Below are 20,865 nucleotides of genomic sequence, written 5' to 3'. Positions count from 1 at the left end.
TTTGAATTAAAGTTTGATTTCGATATCTACACCGGATGGTAAATCTAAACGCATAAGTGCATCAACTGTTTGCGGAGTTGGATTCACAATGTCGATTAGACGTTTGTGAGTACGCATCTCGAATTGCTCACGAGAATCTTTGTACTTATGCACCGCACGAAGGATTGTGTAAACTGATTTTTCAGTTGGAAGCGGGATTGGACCAGATACACTAGCACCAGAACGCTTAGCCGTTTCAACAATCTTCTCAGCAGATTGATCAAGAATTCTATGATCATATGCTTTTAAACGAATACGAATTTTTTGTTTTGCCATTATTTTCCCTCCTTTTCGCCTACTTACGTTAGACAGTTCTCCGTGAGAAAAACCTGATCACCTTGCCATGGCAAAGCGGCCGGGTGTGTCAGCAACCTCTCACTTCATCGCAGTCAAAGACCAACATGCACTATTGTACCAAATTGGCCTGAGTGTTGCAATAATAAATCGGATAAATTTATGATTTGCACACTTTTCATATTATACAGGGGTTCAGCCTATAAATCAAGCTTTCCCTGAAGATGATGTGTAGCTGTCTTCCTGACGATACGAATAAATTCTTCTGGCTCTTCAATATGCGGAGAATGCGCAGATTCTTTAAAAGTAAACCACTCTTTTATTGGTGCTGTAAGTTGATCAACATATGGTTTTGAAACAGCAGCTGGTGTAATCATGTCATGTTCACCGATGATAAAGTAGCAGGGTATTAATATAGAAGAAACTCGGTATTGAATGCTTTCGTTCATCAGCTCGTCCCACAGCAAATCCTGGCTATACTTCTGTCCCATAAGGAATTTCCACTTATCTTTTAGCTGATAATGCTTACTAACAAGAAATGCATACAGCATTTGAAAAAGTGGCTTCCACCTATGCGTGAGCCCTACTTTTGCGAACTCTTTGTATAGAGAGAACAAAGCATGAGCAGAGGTGCGTTTCCAAGGGGGTGGTGTCAGCAATCTTAGACATCTACTGAAGAAATGCTTGCCTTGATATTTTTTTAGAAGAAGTTCGTACGATACAATATCCTCTTTTAATACATCAACCACCTGACTAATTCCATAATAGGCATGATACAAATCTGGTCGTTTATGTACAGCTTGTATCGCAATTAATGATCCCCATGAATAACCCGCAATGTATATTTTCGTTTGATCATTATAAGAAAGCAGTTTTTCTGTAAGCTCAATCGTATCCTCTACGAATTGCCCAATGGTCATAGAAGACTCAGGAATGTTTTTTTGATAAGACAGTCCTGCACCGCGCTGGTCCCAATGAACAACAGTGAAGTCTTGATCAAGTTCCTTATGAAAGGAATCGATATAACTCATTTGAGCTGACCCTGGGCCACCGTGTAAAAATAATAAAACAGGTTTTATTTTTTTCGCTTGATCTTCTTTTATCATAATCCATTGATCAAGCCCGCCAATCAGCCACTTTTTCAACATTGTCTTCGCCATTCCAGTGATCCTCTCGGTTCCATTTAGATTCTATAGCTTATAGTAGCCGTTATGCACTGGAAAAGCAAAAAAAGAGACCCTTTTGCAAGGAGTCTCTTTTAACTGTTATTACTTAATGATAGTAGAAACGACGCCAGAACCTACAGTACGTCCACCCTCACGGATAGAGAAACGAGTTCCTTCTTCGATAGCGATAGTAGAGATAAGTTCAACTTCCATCTCAGTGTTATCGCCAGGCATTACCATTTCAGTACCTTCTGGAAGATGTACGATACCAGTTACGTCAGTTGTACGGAAGTAGAACTGCGGACGGTAGTTAGTGAAGAATGGAGTATGACGTCCACCCTCTTCTTTAGAAAGTACATAAACTTCAGCTTTGAAACGGCTATGTGGAGTGATTGTACCTGGTTTAGCAAGTACTTGACCACGTTGGATATCTTCACGAGATACACCACGAAGTAGTGCACCGATGTTGTCACCAGCTTCAGCATAGTCAAGAAGTTTACGGAACATTTCAACACCTGTAACAGTTGTTTTACCGTTTTCTTCTTGAAGACCGATGATTTCAACTTCGTCACCGACTTTAACTTGTCCACGCTCAACACGACCAGTAGCAACTGTTCCACGACCAGTGATTGAGAATACGTCCTCAACTGGCATCATGAATGGCTTCTCAGTGTCACGCTCTGGAGTTGGGATGTACTCATCAACCGCATCCATAAGTTCGAAGATTTTTGCTTCGTAATCAGCATCACCTTCAAGAGCTTTAAGAGCAGAACCTTTGATAACTGGTACATCGTCACCAGGGAAGTCATAGTCAGAAAGAAGGTCACGAACTTCCATTTCAACAAGTTCAAGTAACTCTTCATCGTCAACCATGTCACATTTGTTAAGGAATACTACGATGTAAGGAACACCTACGTTACGAGAAAGTAGGATGTGCTCACGTGTTTGTGGCATTGGACCATCAGCAGCAGATACTACTAAGATCGCGCCGTCCATTTGAGCAGCACCAGTGATCATGTTTTTAACATAGTCAGCGTGTCCTGGGCAGTCTACGTGTGCATAGTGACGAGTTTCAGTTTCATACTCAACGTGTGCAGTTGAGATTGTGATTCCACGCTCGCGCTCTTCTGGAGCACCATCGATTTGGTCATAAGCCATAGCTGTACCTTTACCAGATTTCTTATGAAGAACTGTTGAGATAGCAGCAGTTAGAGTTGTTTTACCATGGTCAACGTGTCCAATTGTACCAATGTTAGCATGCGATTTGGAACGGTCGAATTTTTCTTTAGCCATTCTAAAAATCCTCCTTAAAGGTTCATTGTATTTGGTATGAGTGATAGAAAGTGAAGAGTTACCTCTCACTTTCTGATCTTCAATAGTAGTTATACTTTAGTTTAAAGGCAAAATCAATTATTCACCTTTATTTTTTTTGATGATTTCTTCACTGATGCTCTTAGGCACTTCTTCGTAGTGATCCATGTGCATAGTGAAAGTACCGCGTCCTTGTGTGTTAGAACGGAGTGCAGTTGCATATCCGAACATTTCAGAAAGTGGAACCATAGCGCGAACAACTTGAGCGTTACCGCGAGCTTCCATACCTTCTACACGTCCACGACGAGATGTGATATCACCCATGATGTCTCCCATGTATTCTTCTGGGATAACGACTTCTACTTTCATCATTGGCTCAAGTAGAACTGGGTTACATTTGCTGACAGCATTTTTCAATGCCATAGATGCAGCAATTTTAAACGCCATTTCGTTAGAGTCAACATCGTGGTAAGATCCATCGAATAATTTTGCTTTGATGTCGATTAATGGGAATCCAGCTAATACACCATTTTCTAGTGAATCTTCAAGACCTGCTTGAATTGCTGGAATGTATTCACGTGGAACAACCCCACCGACGATTGCATTTGTGAATTCGAAGCCTGCGCCTTCTTCGTTTGGTTCGAATTCGATCCAAACGTGTCCGAACTGACCGCGTCCACCAGACTGACGTACGAATTTACCTTCAACTTTTGCACTAGAACGGAATGTTTCACGGTACGCAACTTGAGGAGCTCCTACGTTAGCTTCAACCTTGAACTCACGCTTCATACGGTCAACAATGATATCAAGGTGAAGCTCACCCATACCAGAGATGATCGTTTGACCAGTTTCAGTGTTTGTTTGTGTACGGAATGTTGGATCCTCTTCAGCTAGTTTAGCTAAAGCGATACCCATTTTATCTTGGTCAGCCTTAGATTTAGGCTCGATTGCTACATCGATAACTGGCTCTGGGAATTCCATAGACTCAAGGATAACAAGATTTTTCTCGTCACAAAGAGTATCACCAGTAGATGTATCTTTAAGACCAACAGCTGCTGCGATATCCCCTGCATATACCGTAGAGATTTCCTCACGGCTGTTTGCGTGCATTTGAAGGATACGTCCAACACGTTCACGCTTGTTCTTAGAAGAGTTCTTCACGTAAGAACCAGAATCAAGTGTTCCAGAGTATACGCGGAAGAAAGTTAGTTTCCCAACATAAGGGTCAGTCATAACTTTAAATGCAAGAGCTGCGAATGGTGCGTCATCAGTAGACTCACGTACAACCTCTTCATTTGTATCTGGCAATGTACCTTTGATTGCAGCAACATCAGTTGGTGCAGGAAGGTAGTCAAGCACAGCGTCAAGTACAAGCTGAACACCTTTGTTTTTGAAAGCAGAACCAACAAGAACTGGGTAGAATTCAACATTCAAAGTTCCTTTACGGATTGCAGCTTTCAATTCAGGAATTGTGATTTCTTCACCCTCAAGGTATTTTTCCATAAGCTCTTCATCAAGCTCAGCGACAGCTTCAATTAAGCTGCTGCGAAGCTCTTCAGCTTTGTCTTTATACTCAGCAGGGATTTCTTGTGCATCAGAGCGAGTTCCAAGGTCATCTTCGTAGAAGTATGCTACGTTTTCTACAAGGTCGATGATTCCTTCGAATTGATCTTCAGCGCCGATCGGCAATTGAATTGCATGAGCGTTCGCTTGAAGACGATCTCTTAATGTGCTTACAGAGTAAAGGAAGTCCGCACCGGTTTTATCCATTTTGTTAACGAATACGATACGAGGTACTCCGTAAGTTGTTGCTTGGCGCCAAACTGTTTCAGTTTGAGGCTCTACACCTGATTGTGCATCAAGAACAGCAACCGCACCATCAAGTACACGCAAAGAACGTTCAACTTCAACAGTGAAGTCTACGTGTCCTGGTGTATCAATGATGTTTACACGGTAACCTTTCCATTGTGCTGTAGTAGCAGCAGAAGTGATTGTAATACCACGTTCTTGCTCCTGCTCCATCCAGTCCATTTGTGAAGCTCCTTCGTGAGTTTCACCAATTTTATGGATACGACCAGTGTAGTACAAGATACGCTCAGTCGTTGTCGTTTTACCGGCATCGATGTGAGCCATGATACCAATATTACGAGTTTTGTCTAAGGAGAACTCTCTTGCCATTGGGTAATTTCTCCTTCCTTATTAGGGAATAGTTTTTTTAGTTTGGTATAAATCCTACCAGCGGTAGTGAGCGAATGCTTTGTTCGCTTCTGCCATTTTGTGTGTATCTTCACGTTTCTTAACAGCAGCACCAGTGTTGTTAGCTGCGTCAAGGATTTCGTTAGCAAGACGCTCTTCCATCGTTTTTTCTCCACGAAGACGAGCATAGTTTACTAACCAGCGAAGACCTAAAGTCGTACGACGGTCTGGGCGAACTTCTACAGGAACTTGGTAGTTAGCTCCACCTACACGACGTGCTTTAACTTCAAGAACTGGCATGATGTTTTTCAAGGCTTGTTCGAAAACCTCCATCGCTTCATTACCAGTACGTTCTTTGATGATATCAAATGACTTGTAGAGAATAGTTTGTGACTTTCCTCTTTTACCGTCGATCATCATTTTGTTGATCAAACGAGATACAAGTTTAGAATTGTAAATTGGATCTGGCAAAACGTCTCTTTTTGCTACAGGACCTTTACGTGGCATCTGAATAGCCTCCCTTCTCTTTTAAAAGGATTTCTATCTGTCTTTCATCTCAATTTCATTGTCAGCTGCCTGACTCCACTGATCTGAACTCGACTTCTAAAAACCCTTATGTTTGTTTATATTATTTGCTTTGTTTAGGGCGTTTTGTTCCGTATTTAGAACGTCCTTGCATACGACCGTCAACTCCGGCAGTATCAAGCGCACCACGAACGATGTGGTAACGTACACCCGGTAAGTCTTTTACACGTCCGCCACGGATAAGTACTACACTGTGCTCTTGTAGGTTATGTCCGATACCAGGAATGTAAGCTGTTACCTCAATCAGGTTAGACAAACGTACACGAGCATATTTACGTAGTGCTGAGTTTGGTTTTTTCGGTGTCATTGTACCGACACGAGTACAAACCCCGCGCTTCTGTGGAGATGTTACGTTAGTGTGCTCTTTTTTGAAACTGTTGTATCCTTTGTTAAGTGCAGGAGACTTTGAGTTTTCAACTTTACTCACGCGTCCTTTGCGTATTAGCTGATTAATTGTAGGCATGTTGTTATTCCTCCCTTCATTACTTTTTTTATAACCCACATACCCAGGTGGTTCATCAAAAGGCAAAAAACAATGCTTTTGCATTTTAAGCATGCAAAAACAAAACAAGTACGCTATAACATAATGGCAACAGCTGCTGCCCCAACTTCAATTCCGCAGGCCTTGCCGAGCTTTTTCATGGAATCTACCACTAAAATGTCTACACCCTTCTCTTGCGCTAGTTTCATTACACTAGCGGTTAAAGCAGGATCAGCATCTTTCGCTACGACGATTTCCTTCACTGAATCTCGTTTCAGAGCTTTTACTGTTTGCTTCGTACCAATAATAATGGATTGAGCCTGTGATACTTTATCATAAGACATCGAATATCCTCCAAAGTAACAGGTTTTATTTTGAGCACCTTGGTTATATTATCATCATGGCAGAAGGATGTCAATATCGTTTGACAGATTATCTTGACATCCTTCACCATTTTTTGATGATTTTTATAGAAATCTTAAGAGAAAGATTACTCTACAGGAACCATATCGTCAGACGGCTGCACTTGTGAAACCGGCTTAACTTTACGGTAGTTTGGCATTCCAGTTCCAGCAGGAACAAGTTTACCGATGATGACATTCTCTTTCAAGCCAAGCAGTTCATCACGTTTTCCTTTGATCGCCGCATCTGTTAGGACACGAGTCGTTTCTTGGAAGGATGCTGCAGACAAGAATGAGTCTGTTTCAAGCGATGCTTTTGTAATACCAAGAAGAACTGGACGGCCTGTTGCAGGACGTTTGCCTTCGAATAGTACTTTTTTGTTCGCTTCTGTGAATTGGTGTACATCAAGAAGTGTGCCTGGTAATACATCTGTATCCCCCGCATCAGCGACACGCACTTTACGAAGCATTTGGCGAACCATTACTTCTACGTGCTTATCTCCGATTTCTACCCCTTGCATACGGTATACTTTTTGTACTTCATGAAGCAGATATTCTTGAACAGCTGTCATGTCAGTCACTTTAAGAAGTTCTTTCGGATCGATTGAACCTTCTGTCAGTACTTGACCACGAGTGACTTTGTCACCTTCAACAACTTTCAGACGTGCATTGTAAGGAGCTGTGTAAGAGCGAGTTTCAACTTCGCCTTGAACCACAATTTCCTGCTGCTTGTCACGAACATCGTTAATTTCAGCAACGACACCATCAATTTCAGAAATGGTTGCCTGCCCTTTCGGATTACGCGCTTCAAATAACTCTTGGATACGAGGTAAACCTTGAGTGATATCGTCTCCTGCTACCCCACCGGTGTGGAACGTACGCATTGTAAGCTGTGTTCCTGGCTCACCGATCGATTGTGCAGCGATGATTCCAACTGCTTCACCGACTTCAACGTCAGTACCAGTTGCAAGGTTACGGCCGTAGCATCGTTTACATACACCATGAGGCGTGTTACATGTAAATGCAGAACGGATCCATACTTCCTCGATTCCTGCTTCAACCACTTCAAGTGCTTTATCTTCATCAATTAGTTCGTTTTCGCCAACAATGACTTCGCCCGTTTCAGGATGAATAATTGGTTTTCTTGCAAAACGTCCGATAAGACGTTCTTCAAGTTTCTCAATAATTTCATTTCCTTCTTTAATGGACTTCGCCAAGATTCCACGGTCTGTACCGCAATCTGTTTCACGGATGATAACATCCTGTGCAACGTCAACGAGACGACGCGTGAGGTAACCTGAGTCAGCTGTTTTAAGAGCTGTATCGGCAAGACCTTTACGCGCTCCGTGAGTGGAAATAAAGTATTCCAATACTGTTAAACCTTCACGGAAACTAGATTTAATCGGAAGTTCAATGATACGTCCAGCCGGGTTGGCCATCAGACCACGCATACCAGCCAGCTGAGTGAAGTTAGATGCGTTACCACGCGCTCCAGAGTCACTCATCATGTAGATAGGGTTGACTTCATCAAGGGACTTCATCAGTTTACCTTGGATGACATCTTTAGAAGAACTCCAGATCGAAATGACTCTCTCATAACGCTCTTCTTCAGTAATCAAACCACGTCTGAATTGCTTCATGACGTTATCTACTTTTGCTTGTGCTTCTTCGAGGATCTTCTGTTTATCATCTAATACGACGATATCAGACACCCCAACCGTAATACCCGCTTTAGTAGAGTATTTGAAACCAAGATTTTTCATGCGGTCAAGCATTTTAGATGTCTCAGTGATATGGAATCTCTTAAAGATTTCCGCAATGATTTTACCTAAAATACCTTTTTTGAACGGCGCATTGATTTCTTGTTTCTCGATCGCAGCTTTGACATCTTCACCTTTTTCAAGGAAGAAGCGGTCAGGCGTTTTTTCTTCAATATTGCTCTTAGTCGGTTCATTCATGTATGGGAATGATTCCGGTAAGATTTCGTTAAAGATTAGTTTTCCAACTGTTGTAATCAACAATTTAGAACGCTGTTCATCAGTGAATGTCACATTCTTCAACGAGTTAGCTGCAACAGCTACACGTGTATGAAGATGCACATACCCATTTTGATAAGCTAGAAGGGCTTCATTCGTATCTTTGAAGACCATACCTTCTCCGATAGCACCTTTACGCTCAAGTGTAAGGTAGTAGTTACCTAGCACCATATCCTGAGATGGCGTAACAACAGGTTTTCCATCTTTCGGGTTCAAAATGTTTTGAGCAGCAAGCATTAAGATACGAGCTTCAGCTTGAGCTTCAGCAGATAATGGTACGTGAACCGCCATTTGGTCACCATCAAAGTCAGCGTTGTAGGCAGTACATACAAGTGGATGCAGACGAATTGCGCGTCCTTCCACAAGTGTAGGTTCAAACGCTTGAATACCAAGTCTGTGAAGAGTTGGTGCACGGTTTAGTAAGACTGGATGCTCACGAATCACTGATTCTAAAACATCCCAAACTTCCGGCTGCACGCGCTCAATCTTACGTTTCGCACTCTTAATGTTGTGAGCTAATCCTTTTTCAACAAGCTCCTTCATCACGAATGGTTTGAATAGTTCAAGAGCCATTTCTTTCGGAAGTCCACACTGATACATTTTCAAATGTGGTCCAACGACGATAACGGAACGTCCAGAATAGTCAACACGTTTACCAAGCAAGTTTTGACGGAAACGCCCTTGTTTCCCTTTCAGCATGTGAGAAAGAGATTTCAATGGTCTATTTCCTGGTCCTGTTACTGGTCGGCCTCTACGTCCATTATCAATCAAGGCATCGACAGCTTCTTGAAGCATACGCTTCTCGTTCTGAACGATGATGCTTGGCGCGCCAAGATCTAATAAACGTTTCAGACGATTGTTACGGTTGATGACACGACGATAAAGGTCGTTCAAGTCAGAAGTAGCAAAACGTCCGCCATCAAGCTGAACCATTGGACGTAATTCTGGTGGAATAACCGGAAGTACATCAAGGATCATCCAAGACGGTTTGTTTCCTGAGTTACGGAAAGCTTCCAACACTTCAAGGCGTTTGATCGCACGTGTACGACGCTGTCCTTGAGCTGTTTTTAGCTCTTCTTTGAGTGTATCTACTTCTTTCACAAGATCGATATCTTGAAGAAGTTTGTTAATTGCTTCTGCACCCATAGCTGCTTGGAAGGTGTTACCGTATTTATCTAAATAAGCACGGAATTCTTTCTCAGAAAGAAGTTGTTTCTTCTCAAGCGGTGTGTTGCCCGGATCAGTCACGACGTAAGAAGCGAAGTAAATCACTTCTTCTAACGCACGTGGTGACATATCTAGAACAAGACCCATACGGCTTGGGATACCTTTGAAATACCAAATGTGGGAAACTGGGGCAGCCAGTTCGATATGCCCCATTCTCTCACGACGGACTTTTGCCCGTGTTACTTCTACACCACAACGGTCACATACAACACCCTTATAACGAACGCGTTTATACTTTCCACAATGACATTCCCAGTCTTTTTGCGGTCCGAAGATACGTTCACAAAAGAGACCATCTTTTTCCGGTTTCAGTGTACGATAGTTAATCGTTTCAGGCTTTTTCACTTCACCAAAAGACCAAGAACGGATTTTATCAGGTGATGCGAGACCGATGTTCATATACTCAAAATTGTTCACATCTAGCAAGGGGCCTACCTCCCTTTTAATCTTCGGGTTATACCCTAGTCACTTGCTCTAATCGTTTCTGCTATTCTTTTGTGACTGCGTCACGTTCAAGATCGACAGGTGCGAGGTCTGCAGCATCTTCGTCATTAGATAACGCTAATCCGTCTGCTTTCTTCGTTTCCTCATCGTCTTCTAAATCTCTCATTTCTATCTCTTCTTCATCGCCAGATAGAATTTTCACATCCATACCTAAACTTTGAAGTTCTTTAATTAATACTTTGAATGATTCAGGGACACCTGGTTCAGGTACGTTATCCCCTTTGACGATCGCTTCGTATGTTTTCACACGACCCACAACGTCATCCGATTTTACAGTTAAGATTTCTTGAAGTGTATATGCTGCACCGTAAGCTTCAAGTGCCCATACTTCCATCTCTCCGAAACGCTGTCCACCAAACTGTGCTTTACCGCCCAGTGGCTGCTGCGTAACAAGTGAGTATGGTCCAGTTGAACGTGCGTGAAGTTTATCGTCAACCATGTGAGCCAGTTTGATCATATACATGATTCCAACAGATACACGGTTGTCGAATGGTTCACCAGTTCGACCATCATAAAGGACTGTTTTCGCATCACGGGACATACCTGCTTCTTCAAGCGTTTCCCAAACATCTTCCTCACGAGCACCATCAAATACTGGTGACGCAATGTGGATGCCTAGGTAACGTGCAGCCATACCCATATGAAGCTCAAGTACCTGACCGATATTCATACGAGATGGTACCCCTAGAGGGTTTAACATGATATCAATCGGTGTTCCATCTGGAAGATACGGCATATCTTCTTCTGGAAGGATCTTGGAGATAACCCCTTTGTTACCATGTCGTCCGGCCATTTTGTCACCTTCAGAAATTTTACGCTTCTGAACGATGTATACACGGACTAACTGGTTAACACCTGGTGGTAATTCATCTCCATCTTCACGGTTAAAGACTTTGACATCGTGGATGATTCCGCCGCCGCCGTGTGGTACACGTAGAGACGTATCACGTACTTCACGAGCCTTTTCACCGAAGATTGCATGTAATAGACGTTCTTCAGCTGTTAGTTCTGTTACACCTTTAGGCGTTACTTTCCCGACAAGAAGGTCTCCGTCTTTTACTTCTGCACCAATACGGATGATTCCACGCTCGTCAAGGTTGCGTAAAGCATCTTCCCCAACGTTTGGAATATCACGCGTAATTTCTTCTGGTCCAAGCTTTGTATCACGAGCTTCTGATTCATATTCTTCAATATGAATAGAAGTGTAGACGTCATCTTTTACAAGGCGCTCACTCATAATGATCGCATCCTCATAGTTGTAACCGTCCCAAGTCATGAAGCCGACCATGACGTTACGTCCTAGAGCCAATTCACCTTTTTCCATAGAAGGACCGTCTGCAAGGATTTCTCCTTTGACGACTTCATCTCCAACACTTACAATTGGGCGCTGGTTGTAGCAAGTCCCTTGGTTAGAGCGGACAAATTTCAGCAAGCTGTATTTGTCTAGGTTTCCTTTGACTTGTTGTCCGTCAACGTCTTCATAACGGCGAACCCAAATATTCTTCGCTTCAACACGTTCTACAACACCTGGGTAACGGCAGATCACAGCAGCACCAGAGTCTTTACCTGATACATACTCCATACCTGTACCAACAATCGGTGATTCCGGCTGCATCAAAGGCACAGCCTGACGTTGCATGTTTGCTCCCATTAGAGCACGGTTAGAGTCATCGTTTTCTAAGAATGGGATACATGCTGTCGCCGCAGAAACAACCTGCTTTGGCGAAACATCCATGTAGTCAACGCGGTTTCGAGGAACAACTGTGTTTTCCCCTCTAAAACGAGCAATGATATTATCATCGATAAACGAACCATCTTCACCTAATATAGCGTTCGCTTGTGCTACAACGTAGTTATCCTCTTCATCAGCCGTTAAGTAATCGATTCTCGGCGTCACTTTACCTGTTTCAGGGTCAACCCGGCGGTAAGGTGTTTCAATAAAGCCGAAGCGATTCACTTTCGCAAATGAAGATAGAGAGTTGATCAAACCAATGTTTGGACCCTCTGGTGTTTCAATCGGACACATACGACCATAGTGAGAATAGTGAACGTCACGAACTTCCATTCCTGCACGCTCACGTGTCAAACCACCCGGTCCAAGCGCTGACAGACGACGTTTGTGCGTCAATTCAGCAAGCGGGTTTGTTTGATCCATGAACTGAGAAAGCTGAGAGCTACCAAAGAACTCTTTGATAGAAGCGATCACAGGACGAATGTTGATCAGCTGCTGAGGTGTGATCGTGTTCGTGTCTTGAATCGACATTCTTTCACGAACAACACGCTCCATTCTGCTCAAACCAATACGGAATTGGTTTTGCAGAAGTTCACCTACAGAACGCAGACGACGGTTACCAAGGTGATCGATATCATCTGTGTCACCTACTCCATGAAGCAGGTTAAAGAAGTAACTGATTGAAGCAATGATGTCAGAAGGCGTGATGTTCTTCACAGCTTCCTCTACATATGCGTTACCAATCACGTTGATCACTTGCTCGCCTTCTTGATCAGTTGGTGCATAAATCTTGATAGATTGAAGTTCTACTTCATCCTCTACTACGCCACCGTTTGGATAAAGCTTTCTAAATCCGATGCCGTTTTCTAAGTATGGGAGAACTTTATCAAGCACTCTTCTATCTAAAATTTGACCTTTTTCTGCTAGGATTTCACCTGTTTCAGGATCAACTAGCGTTTCAGCCAATTTTTGATTGAATAGTCTATTTTTAATATGAAGCTTCTTATTAATCTTGTAGCGTCCAACATTTGCTAAGTCATATCTCTTCGGATCAAAGAAGCGAGAGTCTAGCAAGCTTTTCGCATTTTCAACAGTTGGTGGCTCTCCGGGACGAAGACGCTCGTAGATTTCGAGAAGTGCTTTATCGGCATTCTCTGTATTGTCTTTTTCCAACGTGTTGCGTAAGTATTCATTCTCGCCAATGAGGTCAAGAATCTCTTGATCAGAGCTGAAGCCGAGAGCACGCAAAAGAACCGTAACCGGCAACTTACGTGTGCGATCGATGCGTACATAGACTACATCCTTCGCATCAGTTTCGTATTCTAACCATGCGCCACGGTTTGGAATGACAGTCGCAGTAAAACCTTTTTTACCGTTTTTGTCTACTTTACCACTGAAATATACACTTGGAGAACGTACTAACTGAGAAACGATTACACGTTCCGCACCATTAATGATAAAAGTACCTGTGTCTGTCATGATTGGGAAATCACCCATAAACACATCTTGGTCTTTTACTTCTCCAGTTTCTTTGTTAATTAAACGAACTTTTACTCTTAGTGGAGCAGAGTAAGTTACATCACGTTCTTTTGATTCTGCTACAGGATACTTAGGATCCCCTAGGCTGTAATCAATGAATTCAAGAGAAAGGTTACCAGTAAAATCCTCAATTGGGGATATATCTTGAAACATCTCTCTAAGACCCTCATCAAGAAACCACTGATAAGAAGAGGTTTGAATTTCAATGAGATTTGGTAATTCTAACACTTCGCTTATGCGTGCGTAGCTTCTGCGCTGGCGGTGTCGTCCATACTGAACTAGTTGACCTGTCAACTGATTCACCCCTCAAATCATGCGTATTATATGTGTAAAAAGTATTTCTGTCTTTCAAATGTCAGTAAAGAAATACTTTTACAAGACAAAAGAAAAAAGGGTTTCTAAAATAAGAAAACCACATCCAAAAACAAATACCGATTTTATTAGTTTTCCCAAGTATGCATAATTTATACAAAATAGTTGTTTTTTAAGCCTATCAAGCAAAATATACACATTGGCATTTTATAATGTTAACACAGCTAGGAAACTGCGTCAAACTTTTTTAGCTTTGATAATATAGTAGCCCTTTTTTTTCATAACGACCGTCACTTCTCCAAAAAGCTGCTCTAATTTCTCAATCGCAGATGGTCCACCTTGTTTTTTCTGAATAACCACCCACAACTCACCTTCCGGCAATAAATGATCAGCACTTTTTTCAAAGATCGCATGTACTACTTTCTTCCCTGCCCGTATTGGGGGATTGGTCAGTATAGAGGCAAAAGCAGCTGATGAATGAACATTCGAGAACAAATCACTTTGATAGATGCGGACATTATCAATGCGATTATGCTTAGCGTTTTCCTTTGAAAGTTCGACTGCTCTTTCGTTCACATCAATCATATGAATGGTGCGGCCTGTCATTTCGTTTGCTAACGATAAGCCGATCGGTCCATAACCGCAACCGACATCTAAGACGTCGCCATCCAAGTCAGGTTCTTCAAAAGCTTCAATTAAAAGCCTCGAACCATAGTCGACTTCTTTCTTAGAAAACACTCCACTGTCACTTGTAAAAGTAAAGCTACGGTTTCTCAAGGTGAAGTCCCATGTCTGTTTATTGCTTTTCACTGATGGCTTTTCCGTATAATAGTGGTCACTCATGGTGAATGGACCTCCTCTGGATTCAATCGTTTCAGGAGATAAGAAAAGAAAAAGCCCGCCAGTAAAAGCGAGCTTTCCCAAAAGATTAGGCGAAGATTACTTAACTTCTACAGAAGCGCCAACTTCTTCAAGCTTAGCTTTAAGTTCTTCAGCTTCTTCTTTAGCAATACCTTCTTTAAGTGGTTTTGGAGTGTTGTCAACAAGTTCTTTAGCTTCTTTCAAGCCAAGACCAGTGATTTCACGAACCACTTTGATAACTTTGATTTTTTGGTCTCCAGCACCAGCAAGTACTAGATCAAAATCAGTTTTTTCTTCAGCAGCAGCACCGCCACCAGCAGCTACAGCTACAGGAGCAGCAGCAGTTACGCCAAATTCTTCTTCGATTGCTTTTACTAAGTCGTTTAACTCAAGTACAGTTGCTTCTTTAACTGAAGCAATGATTTCTTCGATATTTAAAGCCATTTGTAATTCCTCCATTTTAAGTTTTTTTACGTCAAGTACGCATTAAGCGCCTTGTTCTTCTTTTTGATCTGCAACTGCTTTAGTAGCAAGAGCAAGGTTACGAACTGGAGCTTGAAGAACGCTAAGCAACATAGAAAGTAAGCCTTCGCGAGACGGAAGTTCCGCAAGAGCCTTCACTTCTTCTACAGTCGCTACGTTTCCTTCGATAACACCAGCTTTGATTTCTAAAGCTTCGTGGCTTTTCGCAAATTCGTTGATGATTTTCGCAGGTGCGATTACATCTTCGTTACTGAATGCGATAGCGTTTGGACCTGTTAAGAAATCGTTTAAACCCGTTAGTTCAACTTGTTCAACTGCACGGCGAGTCAAAGTATTTTTGTAAACTTTGAATTCTACGCCAGCATCACGAAGCTGTTTACGAAGTTCAGTCACTTCAGAAACTGAAAGACCGCGGTAATCTACGATTACAGTAGACATACTGTCTTTAAATTTAGAAGTAATTTCATCAACGACAACTTTTTTAGTATCGATTGCATTGCTCATGGTTACACCTCCTGTACATTCTTTGTGTAACACTTATACCGATCAGGTCATCACGTTCCTAACGAACGGTTCTCCATATAAAAAGCCTCCATTAAGACATGGAGGCTGTATATACAAGCATACGTTTACGTAAGACTGTGACATATACACCTCGGCGGGTTAATTAAGCCATAAGGCCCCTGCTGTCTACGGTATAAATGATTATTCTATTTTACAACATTTTGATATTATCAAAACGGTTGTGATAAGTCAAGAATTATTTTGCAGAGAAAGAAGATGGATCCACTTTCACGCCAGGGCCCATAGTAGATGTAACAGAAACGTTTTTCACGTATACACCTTTAGCCGCTGCAGGTTTTGCTTTAAGGATTGTGTCATAGATTGTTGCAAAGTTCTCAACAAGCTTTTCGTCCTCGAAAGAAACCTTTCCGATTGGCGCGTGGATGTTACCAGCTTTATCAACGCGGTATTCTACTTTACCAGCTTTGATTTCATTGATTGCTTTTTCAACTTCGAAAGTTACAGTTCCTGTTTTAGGGTTTGGCATAAGACCTTTTGGTCCAAGTACACGACCGATCTTACCAACTTCACCCATCATGTCAGGTGTCGCAACGATTACATCGAATTCGAACCAGCCTTGTTGGATTTTAGTGATGTAATCAGAATCTCCAACGTAGTCTGCTCCAGCAGCTTCTGCTTCTTTTGCTTTTTCGCCTTTAGCGAACACAAGAACGCGTTGAGTTTTACCAGTTCCGTTAGGAAGTACAACTGCACCGCGGATTTGTTGATCGTTTTTACGAGGGTCTACGCCCAAACGAAAAGCAACTTCTACAGTCGCATCAAATTTCGCTGTATTTGCTTTTTTTGTAAGAGAAACAGCTTCAGCTACATCATACGCTTTAGTACGTTCGATTAGCTTAGCAGCTTCTACATACTTTTTACCTTTTTTAGCCATTATAAAAATCCTCCTTATGTGGTTTTAGCGGAATAACCTCCCACGAATAAGGGTTGCGAACTTGTCAAAACCAAACTCGCAACCCAACAAGACAAAAAATTAATCTTCGATGACAATACCCATACTGCGTGCAGTACCTTCAACCATGCGCATAGCTGATTCAACGCTAGCAGCGTTTAAGTCAGGCATTTTTGTTTCCGCGATTTCGCGTACTTTATCACGCTTAACAGTTGCCACTTTATTACGGTTAGGTTCACCAGAACCAGACTCAATACCAGCTGCTTTTTTAAGTAAAACTGCAGCAGGTGGAGTTTTAGTAATAAATGTAAATGAACGGTCTTCAAAAACCGAAATTTCAACAGGAATGATAAGACCAGCTTGGTCAGCTGTACGAGCGTTAAACTCCTTACAGAATCCCATGATATTAACACCGGCTTGACCTAGTGCAGGTCCAACTGGTGGAGCTGGGTTAGCTTTTCCAGCAGGAATTTGCAATTTAACAACTTTAACTACTTTTTTAGCCACGAGACACACCTCCTTAAAGTCCGTGATGTGGTAATAGGGGAATCCCCCTCCCACTCAACAACTTCATTCTTTATATGAATGACGAAATAACTAGCTAGCGATCTTGAGCGAACTCAAGACGTACCTTTGCTATATTACCACTTCTATACACTCATTTCAAGCTCTTTTAAATTACAATTTATCGATCTGTGTGAACTCAAGTTCCACAGGAGTTTCTCTACCAAACATATTAACGAATACTTTGACTTTGCTTTTATCATAATCAATCTCTTCGATAGAGCCTGTGAAGTTAGCAAATGGTCCATCGATGACCTTGACTGTTTCTTTAAGTTCAAAGTCGATTTCTGTCTTGCGCTCTTCAAGTCCCATTCTCTTCAGAATGGTTTCTGCTTCGCCAGGTAATAACGCTGTCGGCTTAGAGCCTGATCCAGCTGATCCAACGAATCCTGTCACACCTGGTGTATTACGAACGACATACCAAGAATCGTCAGTCATGACGATTTCTACCAACACATATCCAGGGAATACTTTCTTTTTCACTACTTTTTTCTTACCGTTTTTAATGTCCGTTTCTTCTTCTTCTGGTACAACAACGCGGAAAATTTTATCCTGCATGCCCATTGATTCAACACGCTTTTCCAAGTTTGCTTTCACTTTGTTTTCATAGCCAGAGTACGTATGCACAACATACCAATTCTTTTCCATTTTCGTTCAGGACTATTTAGTCCTTCCCTCCCCACATTTCGTAATGTCTATTTGACGAATCTCGAGTACCGGTAAATATTTTCAAGCAATTGAAAAAACCCGTAAAACGGGTTTTTTGGCAAGTCATATTATGATCTATTATAGCACGTTCAGCAGACCATTATTCAAGTATTAATGAATTAATTCGATTAATTGTGAGATTCCTATATCAAGAAAAGAGAAAAAGATGGCAAAAAATACGACTGTTAAAATAACAGTGATCGTGTAGCGGACCATTTCGTTTTTCTTTGGCCAGCTGACCTTTTTCATTTCTTTCCCGACACTTTTTAAGAAACTGATAATACGCATGTAAAAGACCTCCACAGATTAAAGAACGCAAATCCTACTTCGTTTCTAAATGTGTTTTATGTGAATTACAAGTCTTGCAATATTTCTTAACTTCTAATCTTTCAGCTGCTGAAGCAACACTTTTCATTGTCGTATAATTGCGGCTTCCGCAGTCTTTACAGGCTAGAGTAATCTTTTTCCTCATATTTACACCTATTTTCTCGACATCATTTCCTTAGTACCTTATCACAGTGTCGAAAAAGCTGTCAATATAGGTTTGATTAGAGACTGATCTCGCGCAGCTCTAAATATTTCTCTAATTTTCTCTTTACTCTTTGGAGTGCGTTATCAATTGATTTCACATGACGGTTTAAATCTTCAGAAATCTCCTGATAGGACCTACCATCAAGATAAAGCACAAGTACCTTTCTTTCCAGCTCGCTTAGTAATTCACCCATTTTCATTTCAATATCATCAAATTCTTCTTTGCTAATGATTAAATCTTCTGGGTTAAGCGCTTTAGCACCGGAAATGACGTCCAATAATGTTCTGTCCGATTCTTCATCGTATATCGGCTTGTCTAATGATACATAGGAATTTAACGGGATATGTTTTTGGCGAGTAGCTGTTTTAATTGCGGTGATAATTTGGCGGGTAATACATAATTCTGCAAAAGCCTTAAATGAAGTAAGCTTGTCCTCTCTGAAATCGCGGATAGACTTATAAAGTCCGATCATCCCCTCTTGGACAATGTCCTCTCGATCCGCTCCAATCAAGAAATAAGATCTTGCTTTCGCACGTACAAAATTGCGGTATTTCGTTATTAAATAATCTAGCGCATCACTATCTCCGACATGAACCCTTTCAATGACTTGTTCATCTTCCAACTGGCAAAATTGCTCTCTGATGGACTTACCCTTGCTGTTGTTTAGATTCACTTCGATCCCCCCGACCGCACCTAGATAGAAATATTATACAATAATGGTTGAAATATCGTCAAGCTATTCCAAGTTTCCCCGCCGCCATTTTTCAAACGTTTTCAATACATCTTCTGACAATTCAATTTTGGATGCTGGTTTATCAGAAGTAATCTTTTTGACACGTGTTTCGATCTTTCGTTCAATCACTTCTATCTCTCTTAATAGCTCTCGTGCTGACTTACGAAGTGCCCCCTGTCCAAAAATCGCCCATTGTTCTGTATAATCAGAGGTCGCCACATGAATTTGCGTCCGAATGTTATTCAAGTCTTGTGCCAGTTTTTCAATCCGCTCATCAGCCGTTTCATTTTCTCTTGTAAAGATGACCTCTACTCGGTGGTTTGTCCGCTTCTTTTCGATTCCTTTGACCATATGGGCATCGAATACGACAATGACTCGATACCCTGTATATGCTTGATATTCTGCTAAATGTTGAATCAGCACGTCTCTGGCTTCTTCAAAGCTGTTTTCTTTTAAGTGCTGCAAACGAGGCCATGCACCTATCATGTTGTATCCATCGACTAAGAGGATGTCCATCTCTATTCTCCTAACGGATAACGTTTTCGATACACTTCATACATCAATAGACTAGCTGCAACTGATGCATTTAATGAAGTGACCTTCCCGGCCATTGGCAATTTAATCAAGAAATCACATTTTTCCTTAATCAATCGGCCAATTCCTTTTCCTTCACTGCCGATGACAAGAGCGAGAGGCATCGTGCCGTCAAATTGTCTGTAGTCCTGCTTCGCAGATGCATCTGTTCCTGCCACCCAGATTCCTCTTTCTTTCATTTCATCAAGAGCTCTGGAAAGATTGGTTACTTTTGCGACCGGGATATGTTCAATGGCTCCAGTAGATGCTTTCGCAACAGTTGTCGTCAAGCCTACCGCTCGTCGTTTTGGAATGACGATTCCATGTGCACCAACAGCATCGGCCGTACGCATGATCGACCCTAAATTGTGCGGATCTTCAATTTCATCTAAGATGATGAAAAATGGTTGTTCATTCCGCTTTTCAGCAATTTGATACAGATCGTCCAATTCTGCATATTCATATGCTGCTACTTGTGCAACGATTCCCTGGTGCTGACCTGTTACCATCTGATCAAGCTTTTTCCTCGGAACATACTGAATGGTGATATTTTGCTTTTTCGCGAGTTCAATGACCTGCTGGGCTTGTCCTTTTACAGTGTTTTCTGCCATCCAGAGCTTGTATAACTCCCGATCTGACTTCAGTGTTTCAATCACTGCATTTTTCCCAATCACATAATCATGTTGCTGACTCATTTGTCTTCCTCCCTGACGTTCCGATTTCAATCGCCTGACTAATCAACTCTTCTAAGCGTTCGTCCTGCTTCTCGATAAATAAATAACCCATGAGCGCTTCAAACGCTGTACTATAACGATACGTTTGAACGTCTGTGTTTTTAGGCACTGTGCCTGATTTTGCATTTCTTCCTCTTTTCAGCACCGCTTCTTCCGCTTCTGTGAAAAAGCCCTTCTGCTGAAGCTCAAATAAAATAGCGGCCTGAGATTTAGCTGAAACGATCTTACTTGCACGTTTATGAAGCTCATTTGGTTTGGTCGCCCCCGTTTGGAGGAGGTGATGCCTCACATATACTTCAAAAATGGCATCACCCATATAAGCAAGTGCAAGTCCGTTCAACTGTTTTCCGTCTTTCAGCTTTTCAAAATTCAACATG

At 41.8% G+C, this 20,865-nt stretch carries 21 protein-coding genes and 1 other annotated feature; all 21 genes read right to left on the bottom strand.

From position 1 onward, the window contains the following. Nucleotides 1-6 precede the first annotated feature (6 nt). Complete coding sequence (rpsJ, locus tag NST15_RS00730; RefSeq protein WP_003156464.1) at nt 7-315, bottom strand: 30S ribosomal protein S10; 309 nt, start codon at nt 313-315, stop codon at nt 7-9. Between the two features lie 218 nt (nt 316-533). Beyond that, nucleotides 534-1,493 (bottom strand): alpha/beta hydrolase, encoded by a 960-nt coding sequence (locus NST15_RS00725; RefSeq protein ID WP_017359165.1) that lies wholly within the window; start codon nt 1,491-1,493, stop codon nt 534-536. 108 nt (nt 1,494-1,601) lie between these two features. Continuing rightward, nucleotides 1,602-2,792 (bottom strand): elongation factor Tu, encoded by a 1,191-nt coding sequence (tuf, locus tag NST15_RS00720; protein ID WP_007496302.1) that lies wholly within the window; start codon nt 2,790-2,792, stop codon nt 1,602-1,604. 117 nt (nt 2,793-2,909) lie between these two features. Continuing rightward, nucleotides 2,910-4,988, bottom strand: coding sequence for an elongation factor G (fusA, locus tag NST15_RS00715; RefSeq protein ID WP_007496301.1), 2,079 nt, complete (start codon nt 4,986-4,988; stop codon nt 2,910-2,912). Between the two features lie 54 nt (nt 4,989-5,042). Next, the gene (gene rpsG, locus NST15_RS00710; RefSeq protein WP_003216884.1) at nt 5,043-5,513 is read right to left on the bottom strand and encodes a 30S ribosomal protein S7; all 471 of its coding nucleotides are present in this window, start codon (nt 5,511-5,513) and stop codon (nt 5,043-5,045) included. A 121-nt stretch (nt 5,514-5,634) separates the two neighbouring features. After that, nucleotides 5,635-6,054, bottom strand: coding sequence for a 30S ribosomal protein S12 (gene rpsL, locus NST15_RS00705; RefSeq protein WP_003216962.1), 420 nt, complete (start codon nt 6,052-6,054; stop codon nt 5,635-5,637). A gap of 113 nt (nt 6,055-6,167) precedes the next feature. After that, a complete protein-coding gene (locus tag NST15_RS00700) occupies nt 6,168-6,416 on the bottom strand; it encodes a 50S ribosomal protein L7ae-like protein (protein ID WP_008345416.1) in 249 nt (82 codons plus the stop codon). Between the two features lie 146 nt (nt 6,417-6,562). Continuing rightward, the gene (gene rpoC, locus NST15_RS00695) at nt 6,563-10,162 is read right to left on the bottom strand and encodes a DNA-directed RNA polymerase subunit beta' (protein ID WP_035703898.1); all 3,600 of its coding nucleotides are present in this window, start codon (nt 10,160-10,162) and stop codon (nt 6,563-6,565) included. A 61-nt stretch (nt 10,163-10,223) separates the two neighbouring features. Beyond that, nucleotides 10,224-13,805, bottom strand: coding sequence for a DNA-directed RNA polymerase subunit beta (rpoB, locus tag NST15_RS00690; protein WP_007496297.1), 3,582 nt, complete (start codon nt 13,803-13,805; stop codon nt 10,224-10,226). A 255-nt stretch (nt 13,806-14,060) separates the two neighbouring features. Continuing rightward, nucleotides 14,061-14,666: a class I SAM-dependent methyltransferase gene (locus tag NST15_RS00685; protein WP_007496296.1), complete on the bottom strand. Its 606-nt coding sequence runs from the start codon at nt 14,664-14,666 to the stop codon at nt 14,061-14,063. Nucleotides 14,667-14,762: 96 nt separating this feature from the next. After that, entirely contained in the window at nt 14,763-15,128 is a 366-nt protein-coding gene (gene rplL, locus NST15_RS00680) for a 50S ribosomal protein L7/L12 (protein WP_008345418.1), read from the bottom strand. Nucleotides 15,129-15,170: 42 nt separating this feature from the next. After that, nucleotides 15,171-15,671 (bottom strand): 50S ribosomal protein L10, encoded by a 501-nt coding sequence (gene rplJ, locus NST15_RS00675; protein ID WP_003217048.1) that lies wholly within the window; start codon nt 15,669-15,671, stop codon nt 15,171-15,173. Between the two features lie 69 nt (nt 15,672-15,740). Next, nucleotides 15,741-15,881 (bottom strand) — a sequence feature (ribosomal protein L10 leader region). Between the two features lie 46 nt (nt 15,882-15,927). Beyond that, nucleotides 15,928-16,626 carry a 50S ribosomal protein L1 gene (gene rplA, locus NST15_RS00670; RefSeq protein ID WP_007496292.1) on the bottom strand — a complete coding sequence of 233 codons (699 nt, stop codon included), beginning with the start codon at nt 16,624-16,626 and terminating at the stop codon, nt 15,928-15,930. A 99-nt stretch (nt 16,627-16,725) separates the two neighbouring features. Then, the gene (rplK, locus tag NST15_RS00665) at nt 16,726-17,151 is read right to left on the bottom strand and encodes a 50S ribosomal protein L11 (RefSeq protein WP_003216956.1); all 426 of its coding nucleotides are present in this window, start codon (nt 17,149-17,151) and stop codon (nt 16,726-16,728) included. Nucleotides 17,152-17,322: 171 nt separating this feature from the next. Beyond that, the gene (gene nusG, locus NST15_RS00660; protein WP_003217197.1) at nt 17,323-17,856 is read right to left on the bottom strand and encodes a transcription termination/antitermination protein NusG; all 534 of its coding nucleotides are present in this window, start codon (nt 17,854-17,856) and stop codon (nt 17,323-17,325) included. A gap of 171 nt (nt 17,857-18,027) precedes the next feature. Continuing rightward, complete coding sequence (gene secE, locus NST15_RS00655) at nt 18,028-18,204, bottom strand: preprotein translocase subunit SecE (RefSeq protein ID WP_008345422.1); 177 nt, start codon at nt 18,202-18,204, stop codon at nt 18,028-18,030. A gap of 34 nt (nt 18,205-18,238) precedes the next feature. Beyond that, nucleotides 18,239-18,388, bottom strand: coding sequence for a 50S ribosomal protein L33 (rpmG, locus tag NST15_RS00650; RefSeq protein WP_008356502.1), 150 nt, complete (start codon nt 18,386-18,388; stop codon nt 18,239-18,241). Between the two features lie 76 nt (nt 18,389-18,464). Continuing rightward, nucleotides 18,465-19,121 carry an RNA polymerase sporulation sigma factor SigH gene (gene sigH, locus NST15_RS00645; protein ID WP_008345424.1) on the bottom strand — a complete coding sequence of 219 codons (657 nt, stop codon included), beginning with the start codon at nt 19,119-19,121 and terminating at the stop codon, nt 18,465-18,467. A 63-nt stretch (nt 19,122-19,184) separates the two neighbouring features. Further along, on the bottom strand, nt 19,185-19,697 hold the full coding sequence (rae1, locus tag NST15_RS00640) for a ribosome-dependent mRNA decay endonuclease Rae1/YacP (protein WP_007496285.1): 513 nt from the start codon (nt 19,695-19,697) through the stop codon (nt 19,185-19,187). 2 nt (nt 19,698-19,699) lie between these two features. Further along, nucleotides 19,700-20,449, bottom strand: a complete 750-nt coding sequence (gene rlmB, locus NST15_RS00635; protein ID WP_017359163.1) for a 23S rRNA (guanosine(2251)-2'-O)-methyltransferase RlmB — start codon at nt 20,447-20,449, stop codon at nt 19,700-19,702. Beyond that, complete coding sequence (locus tag NST15_RS00630; protein WP_008345428.1) at nt 20,433-20,864, bottom strand: Mini-ribonuclease 3; 432 nt, start codon at nt 20,862-20,864, stop codon at nt 20,433-20,435. The genes rlmB and NST15_RS00630 overlap by 17 nt, the downstream gene beginning before the upstream one ends. Nucleotide 20,865: the final 1 nt, after the last annotated feature.

The sequence above is a fragment of the Bacillus sp. FSL R5-0820 genome (assembly GCF_038593385.1).
In the GTDB taxonomy this organism is placed as follows: domain Bacteria; phylum Bacillota; class Bacilli; order Bacillales; family Bacillaceae; genus Bacillus; species Bacillus altitudinis.
This window is presented reverse-complemented; position numbering and strand designations above follow the sequence as displayed.